This is a genomic window from Pseudomonas sp. MF08875, from assembly GCF_059862525.1.
Genome location: NZ_JCBCUW010000001.1, coordinates 1 through 16,349, shown reverse-complemented (window position 1 = coordinate 16,349; position 16,349 = coordinate 1). Strand labels below are relative to the sequence as shown.

Below are 16,349 nucleotides of genomic sequence, written 5' to 3'. Positions count from 1 at the left end.
CATGCGCGTTTTACCTCTAGCGGCAACGATGCTTTTGCTGAACGGCTGGCTCATCGAGCCAGCCCATGCCGATGAAGCTGCGCAATGGTTGAATCGTCTGAGCCAGGCGCAGCGACAGCAGAGTTTCCAGGGGACTTTCGTTTACGAGCGTAACGGTAGTTTTTCTACCCACGAAATCTGGCACCGCGTCCATGATGGCACCGTTCATGAGCGTATGCTCCAGCTCGATGGCTCCGCGCAAGAAGTGGTGCGAGTCGGTGGCCGTACCCAGTGTGTCAGCTGTGCTTTTATCTCTGGGTTAGGGGCGGCGCCTGAAGCGTCTGCCGAGGCCTTGGATCCGCAAAAACTTAAGAAATGGTACGACCTTGCCGTCATTGGCAAGTCGCGTGTCGCTGGGCGCGCGGCAGTGATTGTCGCCCTGACGCCCAAGGATCAGCATCGTTATGGCTTTGAGCTGCATCTGGATCGGGAAACCGGCTTGCCGCTTAAGTCGCTTCTGCTGAATGACAAGGGGCAGTTGCTCGAACGATTCCAGTTCACTGGGCTGGACACTGACGACATCCCCACTGACGCACAGATGCAGGCTAGCCGTGAGTGCAAGCCGGTAGCGCTCTCCACCGATCAGGTTGCGGCCGCAAACGTGGAGCAAGCCTGGCGTTCAGACTGGCTGCCGGCAGGCTTCGAGTTGGCCAATAGCAGTGCGCGTATTGATCCTGAGACCAAGACCACCGTCAGCAGTTTGATGTATGACGACGGCTTGGCGCGCTTCTCGGTGTTTCTTGAGCCGGTGAATGGCGCTGAGGTGATGGATACGCGGGTGCAGTTGGGCCCTACGGTTGCGGTCTCTCGGCGTTTAGCGACGCCTGAAGGGGAAGTGAGAGTGACCGTCGTGGGCGAAGTGCCGATGGGTACTGCTGAACGGGTTGCGCTCTCGATGCGTTCCAACACATCTCTCCCCAAGCCGTGAATTCGCATATGGTGCTCATCAAGCGGTTTATTGGTTGTGCAAGGCCAGCAATGTCCACGCCATCCTTGAGATCTCGAAATGTTTGGTGAGTATTTCAATTTGCAAAAACCACATTTTTTTTCTATAGGTCAGGGCCGCTCGGCTCTGGCCTTGTTTTGTTGTTCCCGGAACAAAAGCCCCGGTGTAGCCTCTGTGCCGGCTTTTGCTCCATATTGCTTAACCATGTTCGTCGTAACGGGAGCCGTATGTCGATACCACGTTTGAAGTCCTATTTATCCATTTTTGCCACCGTCCTGGTGCTTGGGCAGGCTGTCCCGGCGCTGGCGGCCGATTTGCCTGACTTTACGCAGTTGGTCGAGCAGGCATCGCCTGCGGTGGTGAACATCAGTACCACTCAGAAGCTGCCGGACCGCAAGGTTTCCGCGCAGATGCCGGACCTGGAAGGCTTGCCGCCGATGCTGCGTGAGTTCTTCGAGCGCGGCATGCCCCAGCAGCCCCGTTCGCCGGGCGGTGGCCGTCAGCGCGAGGCCCAATCCCTGGGCTCGGGTTTTATCATCTCCCCCGATGGCTACATCCTGACCAACAACCATGTGATTGCCGACGCCGACGAAATCCTGGTTCGCCTGGCCGATCGCAGCGAGCTCAAGGCCAAGTTGGTAGGCACCGACCCACGCTCCGACGTGGCGCTGCTGAAAATCGAAGGCAAGGACCTGCCTGTGCTGAAGCTGGGTAAGTCCCAGGACCTGAAGGCTGGGCAATGGGTCGTGGCGATCGGTTCGCCGTTTGGCTTTGACCACACGGTCACCCAAGGCATCGTCAGCGCTATTGGCCGTAGCCTGCCGAACGAAAACTACGTGCCGTTCATCCAGACCGACGTGCCGATCAACCCGGGCAACTCCGGTGGCCCGTTGTTCAACCTGGCCGGTGAAGTGGTCGGCATCAACTCGCAGATCTATACCCGTTCCGGCGGCTTCATGGGTGTGTCCTTCGCGATCCCCATCGATGTCGCGATGGATGTGTCGAACCAGTTGAAAGCGGGCGGGAAGGTCAGCCGTGGCTGGTTGGGCGTGGTAATCCAGGAAGTGAACAAGGATTTGGCCGAGTCGTTCGGCCTGGACAAGCCGGCCGGTGCGCTGGTGGCGCAGATCCAGGATGACGGCCCGGCGGCCAAGGGCGGCCTGCAAGTGGGTGACGTAATCCTGAGCATGAATGGCCAGCCCATTGTGATGTCGGCAGACCTTCCGCACCTGGTTGGCGCACTCAAGGCCGGCTCCAAGGCCGCGCTGGAAGTTATCCGTGAGGGCAAGCGCACCAATGTCGAGCTGACGGTCGGTGCTATCCCTGAGGAAGGTGCGGAACTGAGCGCCTTGGGTAAATCCGGCGTTGAGCGCAGCAGCAATCGCCTCGGCGTAGCGGTGGTTGAGTTGACCGCCGAGCAGAAGAAAGCCTTTGACCTCAAGGGCGGCGTGGTCATCAAGGAAGTGCAGGACGGTCCTGCGGCCCTGATCGGCCTGCAACCTGGCGATGTGATTACTCACCTGAACAACCAGGCCATCGGTTCGGCCAAGGAGTTCACGGATATCGCTAAGGCGTTGCCGAAGAACCGTTCGGTATCGATGCGGGTGCTGCGCCAAGGGCGCGCCAGCTTCATCACGTTCAAACTGGCTGAGTAACGGTCGCAACAAAAAAACCGCCTCCAGGGAGGCGGTTTTTTTGGGTCTGCCATTTACTGGCGAGGATCAGCGCATCATGTCCTTGACCATCTGCTCCTGGTCCATCAACTCCCGCTGCCGGGCATCGATGCGCGACGACAGCGGGAAGTTGCTGCCGGCGCGGCGCTTGGCGAAGTCCAGTTGCTGGATGGCCTGGCGGTAATCGCCCACCAGGGCGAAATATTCGGCGCGGGCCTGGTGCAGGCCGATGATGTTGCCGGAAAGCCCGCGGGTTTCGGCCACCATATACCAGACATCCGGATCGTCGGGGCGGGTCTTGAGTAGGCTTTCCAGGGCTTTCTCGGCATCGGCGGCGCGATTCTGTTTGAGCAGCAGATCGACGCGCACTTCGTTGAGCGGATAGTTGCCCGGGTATTGGGTGAGCATCCGCTCGACCCGCGACTGGGCGTCGGGCAGACGATTGTTGGTGATGTCCAGGTCGACCTGGGCCAGGTTGTAGGTGATGTCGTTGGGGGCCTTGGCCAACAATTGCTTGAGGTTCTCCCGCGCTTCGTTCAACTGGCCGCCCTTGATCTGGGCGATGGCTAGGCCATAGCGCGCCACGTCGTTTTTCGGGTTCTCTTCGAGTTGGGCGCGAAAGCGCTTGGCGCCTAGGCCGGGGGTTTCTTCGTAGATCAGTTGCACCCGGGCACGCACCAGTTGATAGCGCAGGCTGTCTTCGGTGCCGCCGGGGCCGGCCTGTTCGGCGCGGTTGCGGGTGTCGGCGATACGGGATTCGGTCACCGGGTGAGTGAGTAGAAATTCGGGCGGCTTGGCATCGAAGCGGTACTGGCGCATCAGGCGCTCGAACATGGTGGGCATGGAGCGTGGGTCATACCCGGCCTTTTCCAGGTTGAGGATGCCGATGCGGTCGGCTTCCTGCTCGTTTTGCCGGGAGAAGCGGCGCTGTTCCTGGATCGCTGCGGCCTGGGTGCCGGCAATGGCCGCGATCCCGGCATCGCCGGCCCCCGCGGCGGCGACGATGATGCCGGCCAGCAGGGCGGCCATCATCGGTACCTGCATGCGTTGCTGGGCCTCGACACCACGGGCGAAGTGGCGTTGGGACAAGTGGGCCAGTTCGTGAGCCAGTACGGACGCGTATTCACCCTCGGTCTGGGCGTTGAGAAACAGGCCGCCGTTGACACCGATGATCCCGCCAGGTGCCGCGAAGGCGTTGAGTTGCGGGCTGTTAATCAGGATGAACTCCAGGCGCCGATCATTGACCTGGCTGGTCTCCACCAGTTTGTACACGCTGGTTTCGACGTAGTCCTTGAGTTGCGGGTCGTTGAGTTGCGACACCTGGCTGCGCAGCAGGGCCAGCCAGGCGCGGCCCAATTGGTGTTCCTGTTGTGGCGAGACAATGGCAGAACTGGCGTCGCCGAGTGACGGCAAGTCGTCGGCGAAGCCCGGTGAGGCGAGCAGGCAAGCGAGCGTCAGTAGGGTAGGGCGCAGAAAAGTCATGCACAAAGCCTTAATCGACAAAGGCCTTACTGTAGCCGGACAGTTGCGATCAGACCAGATAATCTAGGCGGCTTGAAAACTGTCAGGAGTGGCTCGATGAGCGATGCTGTGGCGCACGACGCCGAACTGGACGCCAGCGGTCTGAACTGCCCGCTACCGCTGCTCAAGGCCAAGCTGGAACTCAATCGCCTGGCCAGTGGCGCGGTGCTTAAGGTGATCGCCACCGACGCCGGTTCCCAGCGCGACTTCCGCACCTTTGCCCGATTGGCCGGTCATACGCTGCTGCATGAAGAAGACGAGGCAGGCGTCTACCGCTATTGGTTGCGCAAGGCCTGAAGCCGGTATTGATTGCCTAAGGAAGTTAGATGTTCAAAGTGCTACGCGATTGGGTTCAGCGTTACTTCTCCGATGAAGAAGCCGTGGTGCTGGCGGTACTGCTGTTTTTGGCCTTTACCGCCGTCCTGACCCTGGGCGGCATGCTGGCGCCGGTACTGGCGGGAATGGTGCTGGCCTACCTGATGCAAGGCCTGGTCGTCAGCCTGGAGCGCTTGCGGGTGCCCGGTGGCGTGGCTGTGGGCCTGGTGTTCGCCCTGTTCATGGGGTTGTTACTGGTGTTTATCCTGGTCGTGGTGCCGTTGCTCTGGCATCAGGTCATCACCCTGTTCAACGAATTGCCCGGGATGCTGGCTAAATGGCAATCGCTGTTGTTGCTGTTGCCTGAGCGTTATCCCCACCTGGTTTCCGACGAACAAGTGCTACAAGCCATCGAGGCCGCGCGGGGCGAGATCGGCAAGTTCGGGCAATGGGCACTGACGTTTTCGCTGTCGAGCCTGCCGTTGCTGGTCAACATCATGATCTACCTGGTGCTGGTGCCGATCCTGGTGTTCTTTTTCCTCAAGGACCGCCAGATGATCGGACGTTGGGTGCGCGGTTATCTGCCCCGTGAGCGTGCGCTGATTACCCGTGTGGCGCAGGACATGAACCGCCAGATCGCCAACTACATTCGTGGCAAGGTGATCGAGATCTTCATCTGCGGTGGCGTGACCTACATCGCCTTTGTCACCCTGGGCTTGAACTATGCCGCGCTGCTGGCCCTGCTGGTAGGGGTGTCGGTGGTGGTGCCCTATGTCGGGGCGGTGGTGGTCACGGTGCCGGTGACCTTGATCGCGCTGTTCCAGTGGGGCTGGAGCGATCAGTTCATTTACCTGATGGCGGTGTACGGCATCATCCAGACCCTCGACGGCAACGTGCTGGTGCCGTTGCTGTTCTCCGAGGCGGTCAACCTGCACCCGGTGGCAATCATCTGCGCGGTGCTGTTGTTTGGCGGGTTATGGGGCTTCTGGGGGATTTTCTTCGCCATCCCGCTGGCCACCCTGTTCAAGGCTGTGCTCGATGCCTGGCCGCGCAAGGAGGCGGTGGTCGCTCCGTTGCTCTGACGTTTGGGTGGGGTCGCGGGCAGGCTTGGCGCTGCCCGCGAAGGGTTTGAGCAATCAGGCCTTGTCGAGGGCCTGGGCGGCGGCCAGCACCGCCTCCACATGGCCGGGCACCTTCACGCCACGCCATTGCTGGCGCAGCACGCCGTCCTTGTCGATCAGGAATGTGCTGCGGTCAACGCCCATGTATTCCTTGCCATAGAGCTTCTTGAGCTTGATGACGTCGAACAATTGGCAGACGGCTTCGTCCTTGTCGCTGATGAGCTCGAACGGGAACGCCTGCTTGGCCTTGAAGTTTTCATGGGACTTCAAGCTGTCGCGAGAAACGCCGAACACCTCGGTGTTGGCGGCCTGGAACTGCGGGTAATGATCGCGAAAACCCTGGCCCTCGGTGGTGCAACCCGGCGTGCTGTCCTTGGGGTAGAAGTAGAGCACCACCTGCTTGCCCTTGAGCCCGTCGAGGCTGAAGGTCTGGCCGCCGGTGGCCGGGGCCTCGAAGTGGGCAACGGGTGTATCGATGGCAACGGCCATTGAATGCTTCCTTACATGGGGTTCTGTGGGCGCCAGGGTTCGATCAGGGCATCCAGGTTCAGCGCGTCGGCGAAATCCAGGAACTGATCGCGCAACCAACTGATCTGCACGCCGGGCGGCAGGGTCACGGTGAAGGTTGCGTTTAGCATGGTGCCGCCGGTTTGCGGGGCCAGGTAAGTGTCGCAGGTGAGGTTTTCCAGCTCGACGTGGTGGTCGATGAAGAACTGGCACAGTTCGTTGACGATGTCCGAGCGGTACGCCGCGCTGACATACGCCACGTAGGGCAAGGCCTCGGGACGGTTCTCCAGTGCGGCGCTGCGCACCACATTGACGGTGAAGGCGTGCTTCTTGGCCAGTGACGGCAGGCCGGCTTCCAGGCGCGCCAGGGCGTCCCAGCTGCCGGAAATCTGCAGCACCAGCGCACTGCACTCGCCGTGGCGAGTCAGCCGGGAGGTGACCACCGCGCAGCGATTTTCATGGCTGGCGCGGCACAGGACGTTAGTCAGCTCCATGGGGTTGGCGCCAAGGGCACTGATAACAAGGAATTGTTCGCGAACTGTGGGGGTGGACATGCAGCATTCCTAAAGCGATGAGCGGTCGGTGCCAGGGCGGGTCCGTGTAGGGCAACTGCGCAGCCTTGGGCCCATGGCAAGTTCCCTGGCAACACTGCCACCCTCGGTCCCAAGAGTCTGGGAACCGGCAGCAACAGCGCTTGAACAGGGGGGCTTGAGCCAAAAACGAAGGCTGGAATCCGCCACACGGGCTAATCGGCACCGATCAAAGCCTGAGAGGGTAGCGAAAACCATCGCTAAGGGGAATGGTACTTCGCTTGTGCAAGCATCTTGTCGCCAGTACCATTACCGCTCTCTTTTTCCGGCAGGAGCGGTTGCATGATTGCGGGCAGTATGGTGGCACTGGTCACACCCATGGATGCACAGGGTCGTCTCGACTGGGACAGCCTGAGCAAACTGGTGGACTTTCACCTGCAAAACGGCACCCACGCCATCGTGGCAGTCGGCACCACGGGTGAGTCAGCGACCCTGGACGTGAACGAGCACATCGAAGTGATCCGTCGCGTGGTCAAGCAGGTTGACGGGCGCATCCCGGTAATTGCCGGTACCGGCGCCAACTCGACGCGCGAAGCGATCGAGCTGACCACTAACGCCAAGACCGCCGGCGCCGATGCCTGCCTGCTGGTCACCCCGTACTACAACAAGCCGACGCAAGAAGGCCTGTACCAGCATTTTCGCGCCATTGCCGAGGCGGTGGACATCCCGCAGATCCTCTACAACGTGCCTGGCCGTACCGCGTGTGACATGCAGGCCGAGACCGTAATCCGCCTGTCCACCGTGAAGAACATCATCGGCATCAAGGAAGCCACCGGCGACCTGCAACGCGCCAAGGCCATCCTTGATGGCGTGAACAAGGATTTCCTGGTGATTTCCGGTGACGACGCAACCGCCGTCGAACTGATCCTGCTCGGTGGCAAGGGCAACATCTCCGTGACCGCCAACGTCGCACCGCGTGACATGAGCGACCTGTGCATCGCGGCCCTCAATGGCGAGGCCGACAAGGCCCGGGCCATCCATGAAAAACTGATGCCGCTCAATAAAACCCTGTTTATCGAATCCAACCCTATCCCCGTGAAGTGGGCTTTGCATGAGATGGGCCTGATGCCGGACGGTATCCGTCTGCCGCTCACCTGGCTCAGCCCTGCCTGTCACGAACCGCTGCGGCAGGCCATGCGCCAGTCCGGCGTCCTGGTTTAATTGAGGAAGCACTACGCATGAAGCGATTGGCCGGACTTTCCGCACTTGCCTTGATTATCTCCAGCACCAGCGGCTGTGGATGGATCTGGGGCCCGGAAGGTTACTTCCGCGACCGTGGTAGCGATTACCTGGAAGCACAACAGACTGCACCGATGCAATTGCCGCCAGACGTCACCACCGCCAAGCGTCTGGACCCGCTGTTGCCGATCCCGCGCAACGTGGCCGACGACAGCGTCAAAGGCGAGTACGAAGTGCCCCGCCCGCAACCGCTGTCGGCCCTGGCCGATGCCAGCGACTACAGCCTGCAGAAAAGCGGCGAGTCGCGCTGGGTCATGGCCCAGCACGCCCCGGCCGAAGTCTGGCCGGTGGCGGTGCAGTTCTTCCAAGACAACGGTTTTCGCCTGGATGAACAGCGCCCGCAAACTGGTGAATTCACCACCACCTGGCAGCGCGCTGACGAATTGTCGGCGTCCATGGCCAAGCGCCTGGCCAGTGCCGGCATCGCCGCCGACAGCGAAACCCGCGTACGGGTGCGCATCGAGCCAGGCGTGCAACGCAATACCAGTGAAGTCTATGTGGTCAGCGCCGAGCGTCCTGCCGGCAGCACGGCCAATGTCGAGTTCACCAACCGTTCGCTCAACGCTGGCCTGGACGCGGCCCTGGTGGACGAAATGCTCGCCAGCATGACCCGCAGCGCCGAGAAGGGCGGTTCCGTGTCCCTGCTCGCTGCCCGCGATTTCGATACGCCGAGCCGTGTCAGCCTCACCGAGGACGGCAGCGGCAACGTCGTGCTCAACCTGGGTGAAGACCTTGACCGTGCCTGGTCGAGCGTTGGCCGTGCTCTCGAGCAGGGCGAATGGCGCGTTGAAGACATCAACCGCAGCCTGGGCCTGTACTACATCAACCTCGCCGAAAAAGCCGAGAAGAAAAACGACGAGCCAGGCTTCTTCGGCAAGTTGTTTGGCAGCAAGCCGGCCAAGGAAGAAATCGAAGCCCGCGCCGAGCGCTATCAGGTTCGCCTGAGCAAGGTCGGCGACAACGTGCAAGTCACCGTCGAGAAAAACATCAACACCGTTGCTCCCGCCGAAGTGGCGCGCAAAGTGTTGGGCGTCATTCAGGACAACCTGGGTTAATCATCATGCGTTTTGCCGTTCTCGGCAGCGGTAGCCAAGGGAACGGCACGCTTGTGGCCTGTGATGACACGTATGTCTTGGTCGATTGTGGTTTCTCCCTGCGGGAAACCGAAAAACGCCTGCTGCGCCTGGGTGTGAACCCGGCGCAGTTGAGCGCGATACTCGTGACCCACGAACATGCCGACCACGTGCATGGCGTGGGTTTGCTGTCTCGGCGCTACGATCTTGCGGTCTACCTCAGTCGCGGCACCCTGCGCGGGATGCGCAAACCCATTGAGCCGGCAGGTTTTCTGGCCGGTGGTGAACAACTGCGCATCGGTGCGCTGGACATTGACGTGATTGCTGTGGCCCATGATGCGCAAGAGCCGACGCAGTACGTGTTCAGCGATGGCCAGCGGCGCTTCGGCCTGCTGACCGACCTGGGCTCGTATTGCGCCCGGGTGCTGGATAGCTACCGTGGCCTGGATGCTTTGATGATCGAGTCCAACCACTGCCGCGACATGCTTGCCCGTGGCCACTACCCGTACTTTCTCAAGCAGCGGGTCGGCGGCGAACTGGGACATTTGAACAACCACCAGGCAGCGCTCCTGGTGTCCGAGTTGGGTTACAAAGGCCTGCAACACCTGGTCCTGGCCCATCTGAGCAGCAAGAACAACCTGCCGCAGCTGGCCCGGCAATGTTTCGTCGACACCCTCGGGTGCGACCCGGACTGGCTGCAACTGGCCGATCAAGATTCAGGGCTCGACTGGCGACATATCGCCTAGCCCATCTACTTAGCAAGCGGAGCCCATCATGGAAAAACGTGAAGAACTCTACCGCGGCAAAGCCAAGTCGGTTTTCAAGACCGACGACGCCAACCGCTTGATCCTGCTGTTTCGCAACGACACCTCGGCGTTCGACGGCAAGCGCATCGAACAGCTGGACCGCAAAGGCATGGTGAACAACAAGTTCAACGCCTTCATCATGCAGAAACTCGAAGCGGCCGGTGTTCCGACCCAATTCGACAAACTGCTGGGCGACAACGAATGCCTGGTGAAGAAACTCGACATGATCCCGGTCGAGTGCGTCGTACGTAACTACGCCGCCGGCAGCCTGGTCAAACGCCTCGGCGTGGAAGAGGGCCTCAAGCTCAATCCCTATACCTTCGAGCTGTTCCTCAAGGACGACGCCAAGGGCGACCCGTTCATCAACGAATCCCACGTTGTGGCGTTCGGTTGGGGTACCGCCGAGCAACTGGCGCGCATGAAAGAGTTGTCCCTCAAGGTCAATGACGTCCTGAGCAAACTGTTCGACGACGCCGGCCTGCTGCTGGTGGACTTCAAGCTGGAGTTCGGCGTGTTCCACGACGGCTCTATCGTCCTGGGCGACGAATTCAGCCCGGATGGCTGCCGCCTGTGGGACAAAGACACCGGCAAGAAAATGGACAAGGACCGCTTCCGCCAGGGTCTGGGTGGCGTGATCGAAGCCTACGAAGAAGTCGCCAACCGTCTGGGCGTACCACTTTAATCGACGCAAGCATCTGATAGCACGGATTTTTTTGCTCTTGGGGGTTCGCTTAAGGCAAATGTGCTGTTATGATGCGCGCCGTTGGAGAGATGCCAGAGTGGCCGAATGGGACGGATTCGAAATCCGTTGTACCTTCACCGGTACCTAGGGTTCGAATCCCTATCTCTCCGCCATTATAGAAAATCCTTTGTAAATCAATGACTTACGAAGGTAGCGAAACGGCGATTTGTAGCAGTGGTTTGTAGCAATTTTTGTAGCTACCCACGACGCATAAATCGCCGTTTTTTTGTGCCTGTCTGAATCACCCCCGCCCTTATCCTGCTCCTGCAGCGAAGCTACGCAATAAAACCGCTGACTACGTGCGTCTATATGGCTGTGGCTCGTTACAAGCCTCATCCAGCTGCAGGGCGGTATTGGCCCTTGGGAAAGCGTTCGATACCTCTGAAACGCTATTACAGGGCACTGGCTGCGCCGCTTTCAACGACCATCACCAGAGGCCGCAAAATGATTTTTCAGGTTGGATTGGTTAGGATCGCTGAGCACCTTCCAGTCACGGACGAAAAATGTCAGAGCACTCGTTGCATTCCTCATATCGTGAAAAGCTGATTGAGCACCTGCTCATTGGCGAGCTGCTGAAATTCTCGTGGCTTAGCAAAGACTTCACCCTTGAGATAGCGAAGCCGGAAGTCGATAACTCAGGCTACGACATCATTGCTGAGTCAAATGGGGTCATCAGGCATATCCAGCTCAAGGCGGCGTTCGTGGGGTCAGCGACGGCATCGCAGAAGATCCATATCGCCTTGGCAAAGAAGCCATCTGGTTGCGTGGTGCTGGTCTATTTCAACAATGAAACCCTCGAGCTGGGGCCATATTATTTCTATGGGGCGGCACCGGGGTTTCCCTTGCCAAGTCTGGATCATCTGAAAATCGCGAGGCACACGAAAGGCGATGCGGGTGGCGTAAAAGCGGAAAGGCCCAATATTCGAGTGTTGAACAGAGGGCAGTTCGAAAAGCTGAATACGGTAAATGACCTGTATGAAAAGCTTTTCGGTAGATCTCCCTAACCTGAGCAAAACCGAGATGCTGACGAGGGCCGCAATTCAAGCGCACATTCGTAGCGCAGGCGAAGAGGTGAGCCGGTGGCGTGCTTGGGGCTACAAGGCTCCGAGTGATCCGACGCCGCTGTTGCGTGAGCACACGCCTTCAGGCTACGAGGATTGGTTCGTTGTCGAGAAAGGTAAAGCCATATGGTGGGTCTACTCAAATTCGTCAGACGGTGGGAGCTGGTCGAGCGAGGGAATCAAGATCACCGGCTTTCGCATAGATTTTGACGAGTCAATCGCTCAGAACATTTACGAGCTTGTGTATCAAACGATCACTGCTGAAACACCTAAGCAAAAAAATAATCTCCGGGTCTGACGCAAATCGACACCTCAAAGGGCTTCTACGCAATCGCATGTCAAATGGATCAGCGTGATGAAGGTTTTTTTGGATGATGAACGCCCTACGCCGGATGGCTGGATACGGGCCTATTGGCCCGATGAAGTGGTCAGCCTGCTTATGACCGGGACTGTTGAGCTGCTGAGCCTCGACCATGACTTGGGAGATGATCAGCGCGGCACCGGCTACGACGTGATTCTTTGGATTGAGCGTGAGGTGGCATTGAATGGCTTTTCACCTCCTACGATACTGATTCATTCTGCGAATCCTGCTGCTGCACAAAGAATGAAAGCCGGGGTAGAGTCTGTGGTAAAGCTGATTTCCGAATCAGCTAAAACTTGGAAGTAACCAACGCGAGGAATGGATTGTGGCGGTAAATCAGAATGTTCAGACGACGCTGAACGCGCTCTATGAAAAATTCAAAAGTGATGTAGTGCTATCAGCGGACTTTGCTGAGCGTGCATCTCCACCCCTCCTGCTGAACGTTTCAGATGCTTGGGTAAATGCTGAAAAGCGTGTTTTGGTCGTCGGGCAGGAGACGCTGGGGTGGGAGTGGTATCCCGGTGATTATTATCCTGAGCTAAAAGCACCCATAGAAAACTTCTCTGACTTTCAGAAAACACATAACGGTGTTGAGGCGTTGACTGCTGGCTATCGAGACTTCGAGTTTGCACGCAAGCAGCCAGAAAACTACAACAGTCCGTTCTGGCGAGCCTACCGGAGCGTTCGAAGCGCCTTGGGTGAAGAGGTCGAGGGGCCGGAGACTGCGGTGTTATGGACCAACCTGTTCAGGATGTCTGTGGACAACGGCAGCGTATACGAAAATGCGACCGCCGAAGAGGCGGCGCTTCTGCGTGAAGCCGGTTCGGCATTGCTGCTCGCTGAAATTGAAGCCCTTGCACCAACGTCGATTATCTTCTTCACAGGGCCGAACTATAATGCCCACCTCTATGCGATGTTTCCGGGTGTCGAGTTGATGGGCTTTGAGCAATATGAGATGGAGAAGACCTCGATGCTCTCACACCCTAAATTGCCGGTCCTCAGTTTCAGAACTTACCACCCAGCATATCTGTCACGAAGCGGGCAGTGGGGGATAATTTCGGAGATAAATGCTTGGCACCATACCGCGCAGGTGAAGGTTTAAAGAAAGCCTTGAAAAGGGGAGCTTAGCTCCCCTTCTTGCTAACTCAGAACCATTTTTTGAACCAGCCGCTTACGACAGAAGCTGCAGCAGCGAAGATTTTAGGCGCAGAGTCAATCAGCTTATCAACCACTTTATCTTTTACGGTATCCCAAGCATCACCAGCAAAATCTTTGATGCTATCCCACACGCCTTTTTCGGCTTTTTGCCGGGACTCGTTGCTTACGTTGTCCTCCTTTGCTTCCCTTGCGAACGAAAACTTTTTTTCGTTGGGTAGAACCTCTACGATAAGGTCAACGAGTTCAACAACGTTATATTTCTCGTTCGGATTTTCCTCGCCCACCGCTACGGAAATAATATTTTTCGCAGAAATGTCAAAGCGGCGAGAAACGTCCCTTTCTTTGATCGCAACGTTGGCGACTTGTTTTTCACTTGGCGTGAAATTATCCCAATCCCATTCGCGATGGGGGTTAGTCTTATCTACCTGAGTGATAACAAAAACTACTGGCAAGCCTTCGCGCTTACCGAAAATCTGTTGATACGCATCAAGGCCGGATGCGTAGTTTCGGTCATCTGCTTTGATGGTCCAAAGCACGAGATCCAGCTCTGGTGCAAGGCTTTCGTAAAGTGCGACATATTCCTTCTGGCGCGCAGGATCTTCGCCGATGCCCGGAAGGTCAATCAGTTCGATGCCAGTCTTACCTGTCCCGATGAAAATGCTTTGTGGCTCGCGGGTGCAAGCCTCAACGTCACTGATTTTCGCGACATTTTTGCCGAAAAGCGCGTTACAAAGGCTTGACTTTCCTACACCAGAGTTACCAAAGATGCCCACTTTTGGTGTGTAGTTACGAGTTTGTTCAATTTTGTCGAGGATAGCTTGTAGCGAGGGGTTTTTCGGACCTTCGATTTGCATTTATCAATCCCTGTAATAGGCGGTGGTAAGCATAATCCAGTGTCTTTATCGGCTGCCGCCCAAAAAACTTTAGTGCCTTTTAGATATGGTTTGGGTATATTTTATCTCGACAACCGCAATCGCCATATCAAGTGGCTTTCGCGTCTTATCCCCTTTCGCCCAGTGGGAGATTGGCTCATACGCTTTCAAGGCATAAGCTACTTTGTTTCTTGCTCTTGGCTGGTTTGTTTTTCGTGCTTCTGCTTGTGCATCAAGCATTGCTACAATTTTTGACTCAGGCCGTTTGGTGGTGAATACCATGTAGTTGGTCTTGAGCTTTTCTCCATCGTGAGCAATTTTGCTCACGTAGGCTAAACGCTCAAAATCTTTCAGAAGGTGGGCACTTCGAGCGCCGCGCTTGAATTCGAGAATATGGGCAGGTAGATTTTTTTTACCTGTTCGAATAACGAGATCAAACCTTCCATTACCACGCAGGTTCTCATCTTGGAGCAGATCCTCAATTTCGCTTTCATCAACGCCAGCATCGCTGAGTGTTTGCTTAACCGATGCTTCGAGATGATATCCAAAATTCGCAAATTCATTAGCAAAATGCTCAGCAACATGGACTGCCATGAAATATTCTGGCATTCGTGCAAGGGGTAGTTGCGCATTTTTGTTTGCTTTGTCGCTGGCTTTTAAGAGACCCTCAATAATCTGATTGATGCGATTGCTGGGAGAGGATTTAGTTTTTGAATTAATTTTCATGCTGAACTTCCCTACCGTGCTTGTCGGAGTAGTATATGGTCATGGTGACGAGGTCTTCAAGTGTTTGACGTTCAATTTGAAGCAGAACGACATTTTGCAAATTTTTGTTATGATTTTTTGAAAAAATAGGAGGGATTTAATAGGAGAGAGCAATCTCCAAGATAAGCCTACGGCTATTATCCTGATATAGTTAAATTCCAATATTTGTCCGCGATTAGGTACTTTTAGGTTTTCCAAGCTCATACCATTTGGTTCTCCCAATACCTAACTTAATCCACGGCTTCTCCTTAGAAGCATTTGGACGATCCTCGTTAACTCCATTGGTTTTTCTGTAGTAGTAAGTAGACGCTGGAATTCCTTTAAGCTCCCAAGGCTTTTCTTCGTGAATCACTGGCCTGCCACCCCCTTTCAAGCCAGATTGTCTGGCACGCTCGCTTTTCAGTTCAGCCAGTCTTTCTACTGAGAAATTCTTGTTTACGAAGTCATAGACACTACGCACGATTGAACGGACTTCGTTAGCTCCCAGCGGTGCCGCAAAGCTATTCAGAAGGTCTGCATGGGTTTCGAGATTTGAATGGAAGTCGTCATGCATAAAATTCTTGTAAGCCCATACTCTCAGTGCTTCGAATAGCATACAGTTGCGACTCGTTGAGTAACCAGCAGCCTGCTCCTTTTGCTTTTTCGATATCTTATGAGCCGCCACCATGTCCGTGTCAACGAAGTCATTTAGGTATCCAAGGTCATAAGGCTCGCTCTCAAACGAAAGTGTTCTCCACCCTTTATTGAAGGGGTTCTTCGTAAGCGTTGCGTTATATGCAAGGTCTGCGCCCAGCTTAATCGCCAAGCCAAGCTCCACATCTGAGTAATAGTTGTATGGCTTTTTACGCCCGGTCACATCGTTCTTGATGCTCGTTTCAAGCATGTATGTAAGATGAGCATGCCCGTTGTCCGGGTTTATCACCACGAGGTGAGGGGAGGGCAGATTTCTGTCGTTCCAGTCAAAAGAGGCCGTTTGTCTATCCACATCGAACAGCATGTAATAGATATGGGTTTTACTATTTGGCTGGATATGTCTCGATTTTAGAGCCACGTTGTGTCCGGCTATTTTCTTACCGTAAAAATAGTCATCTGTGTAGTATGGCTTTAATGGAAGATTAGATTTGTATTTTTCTAATGTTTTTTCGATTAATGCGCAGTTGTTTCCAAATAAAGTGTTATACTGATTCTGTTGAAGCATTGTTATAATTAAAATGTTGGCACATTCAGTATAACAAATGGAATCGTAAAATCTCCCGAAAGGGAGATTTTTATTATAATGCTAAAAATATTTGGTTATTCGAAAGTTTTGATGATTTAAATGCTAATATAAATTAACAGCTTGGATTTGACTTTGATTCTGACCTTTTTAATTACTGGCTGTTGTTGACTTCATTTTGATATTTTGTTTGCCCTCTTTGGAGGGCTTTTAGTTGCCTGAATTCATAGAATAAGCGCAACGCTTGAAACGAGAGGCAGAGAGCCAGCCACCGGTAGAATCCAGGCTCTCACACCGAAGGATTCAAGCGCAGATGACTACGCATTACCGGCAGCTGACTCAGG

At 55.9% G+C, this 16,349-nt stretch carries 18 protein-coding genes and 1 tRNA gene; 13 read left to right on the top strand and 6 right to left on the bottom strand.

Annotated elements, in window-relative coordinates:
- Window position 1: 1 nt before the first annotated feature.
- Complete coding sequence (locus AC19YT_RS00095) at window positions 2-967, top strand: MucB/RseB C-terminal domain-containing protein (RefSeq protein ID WP_500609512.1); 966 nt, start codon at window positions 2-4, stop codon at window positions 965-967.
- A 245-nt stretch (window positions 968-1,212) separates the two neighbouring features.
- Complete coding sequence (locus AC19YT_RS00090) at window positions 1,213-2,640, top strand: DegQ family serine endoprotease (protein WP_095107182.1); 1,428 nt, start codon at window positions 1,213-1,215, stop codon at window positions 2,638-2,640.
- A 66-nt stretch (window positions 2,641-2,706) separates the two neighbouring features.
- Here the strand turns inward: AC19YT_RS00090 and AC19YT_RS00085 are convergent, their stop codons facing one another.
- Entirely contained in the window at window positions 2,707-4,140 is a 1,434-nt protein-coding gene (locus AC19YT_RS00085; protein ID WP_095107184.1) for a M48 family metalloprotease, read from the bottom strand.
- Between the two features lie 96 nt (window positions 4,141-4,236).
- On the opposite strand from AC19YT_RS00085, the gene AC19YT_RS00080 reads away from it, so the two are divergent.
- Both AC19YT_RS00080 and AC19YT_RS00075 read left to right on the top strand, forming a co-directional pair.
- Window positions 4,237-4,476, top strand: a complete 240-nt coding sequence (locus AC19YT_RS00080) for a sulfurtransferase TusA family protein (protein WP_095107186.1) — start codon at window positions 4,237-4,239, stop codon at window positions 4,474-4,476.
- A gap of 29 nt (window positions 4,477-4,505) precedes the next feature.
- A complete protein-coding gene (locus AC19YT_RS00075) occupies window positions 4,506-5,576 on the top strand; it encodes an AI-2E family transporter (protein ID WP_095107188.1) in 1,071 nt (356 codons plus the stop codon).
- 54 nt (window positions 5,577-5,630) lie between these two features.
- Here the strand turns inward: AC19YT_RS00075 and AC19YT_RS00070 are convergent, their stop codons facing one another.
- Together AC19YT_RS00070 and AC19YT_RS00065 are read right to left on the bottom strand one after the other, a co-directional pair.
- Window positions 5,631-6,104, bottom strand: coding sequence for a peroxiredoxin (locus AC19YT_RS00070; RefSeq protein WP_095107190.1), 474 nt, complete (start codon window positions 6,102-6,104; stop codon window positions 5,631-5,633).
- Window positions 6,105-6,115: 11 nt separating this feature from the next.
- Window positions 6,116-6,676 (bottom strand): glycine cleavage system transcriptional repressor, encoded by a 561-nt coding sequence (locus AC19YT_RS00065; protein WP_095107192.1) that lies wholly within the window; start codon window positions 6,674-6,676, stop codon window positions 6,116-6,118.
- 318 nt (window positions 6,677-6,994) lie between these two features.
- Between AC19YT_RS00065 and dapA the strand changes: the two genes are divergently transcribed.
- The 9 genes from dapA to AC19YT_RS00020 all read left to right on the top strand — a co-directional run bounded on the left by dapA (window position 6,995) and on the right by AC19YT_RS00020 (window position 13,096).
- Window positions 6,995-7,873 (top strand): 4-hydroxy-tetrahydrodipicolinate synthase, encoded by an 879-nt coding sequence (gene dapA / locus AC19YT_RS00060; RefSeq protein ID WP_095107194.1) that lies wholly within the window; start codon window positions 6,995-6,997, stop codon window positions 7,871-7,873.
- Window positions 7,874-7,890: 17 nt separating this feature from the next.
- Window positions 7,891-9,006 (top strand): NlpB/DapX family lipoprotein, encoded by a 1,116-nt coding sequence (gene bamC / locus AC19YT_RS00055; protein WP_095107196.1) that lies wholly within the window; start codon window positions 7,891-7,893, stop codon window positions 9,004-9,006.
- Between the two features lie 5 nt (window positions 9,007-9,011).
- Window positions 9,012-9,770, top strand: a complete 759-nt coding sequence (locus AC19YT_RS00050; protein WP_095107198.1) for an MBL fold metallo-hydrolase — start codon at window positions 9,012-9,014, stop codon at window positions 9,768-9,770.
- Between the two features lie 28 nt (window positions 9,771-9,798).
- The gene (purC, locus tag AC19YT_RS00045; RefSeq protein WP_095107200.1) at window positions 9,799-10,512 is read left to right on the top strand and encodes a phosphoribosylaminoimidazolesuccinocarboxamide synthase; all 714 of its coding nucleotides are present in this window, start codon (window positions 9,799-9,801) and stop codon (window positions 10,510-10,512) included.
- Window positions 10,513-10,595: 83 nt separating this feature from the next.
- Window positions 10,596-10,685 (top strand) — tRNA-Ser (locus AC19YT_RS00040).
- 390 nt (window positions 10,686-11,075) lie between these two features.
- The gene (locus AC19YT_RS00035) at window positions 11,076-11,576 is read left to right on the top strand and encodes a hypothetical protein (protein WP_044272802.1); all 501 of its coding nucleotides are present in this window, start codon (window positions 11,076-11,078) and stop codon (window positions 11,574-11,576) included.
- Complete coding sequence (locus tag AC19YT_RS00030) at window positions 11,548-11,931, top strand: hypothetical protein (RefSeq protein WP_152641137.1); 384 nt, start codon at window positions 11,548-11,550, stop codon at window positions 11,929-11,931. Before AC19YT_RS00035 ends, AC19YT_RS00030 begins: the two co-directional genes overlap by 29 nt.
- Window positions 11,932-11,988: 57 nt before the next feature.
- A complete protein-coding gene (locus tag AC19YT_RS00025) occupies window positions 11,989-12,300 on the top strand; it encodes a cyclic-phosphate processing receiver domain-containing protein (protein WP_044272804.1) in 312 nt (103 codons plus the stop codon).
- Window positions 12,301-12,319: 19 nt separating this feature from the next.
- On the top strand, window positions 12,320-13,096 hold the full coding sequence (locus tag AC19YT_RS00020) for a hypothetical protein (RefSeq protein ID WP_044272805.1): 777 nt from the start codon (window positions 12,320-12,322) through the stop codon (window positions 13,094-13,096).
- Window positions 13,097-13,139: 43 nt separating this feature from the next.
- Here the strand turns inward: AC19YT_RS00020 and AC19YT_RS00015 are convergent, their stop codons facing one another.
- The 3 genes from AC19YT_RS00015 to AC19YT_RS00005 all read right to left on the bottom strand — a co-directional run bounded on the left by AC19YT_RS00015 (window position 13,140) and on the right by AC19YT_RS00005 (window position 15,987).
- The gene (locus tag AC19YT_RS00015; protein WP_052439779.1) at window positions 13,140-14,006 is read right to left on the bottom strand and encodes a GTPase family protein; all 867 of its coding nucleotides are present in this window, start codon (window positions 14,004-14,006) and stop codon (window positions 13,140-13,142) included.
- 69 nt (window positions 14,007-14,075) lie between these two features.
- On the bottom strand, window positions 14,076-14,750 hold the full coding sequence (locus AC19YT_RS00010) for a hypothetical protein (protein WP_044272806.1): 675 nt from the start codon (window positions 14,748-14,750) through the stop codon (window positions 14,076-14,078).
- A 214-nt stretch (window positions 14,751-14,964) separates the two neighbouring features.
- Window positions 14,965-15,987: a replication initiation protein gene (locus tag AC19YT_RS00005; protein WP_044272807.1), complete on the bottom strand. Its 1,023-nt coding sequence runs from the start codon at window positions 15,985-15,987 to the stop codon at window positions 14,965-14,967.
- Window positions 15,988-16,349: the final 362 nt, after the last annotated feature.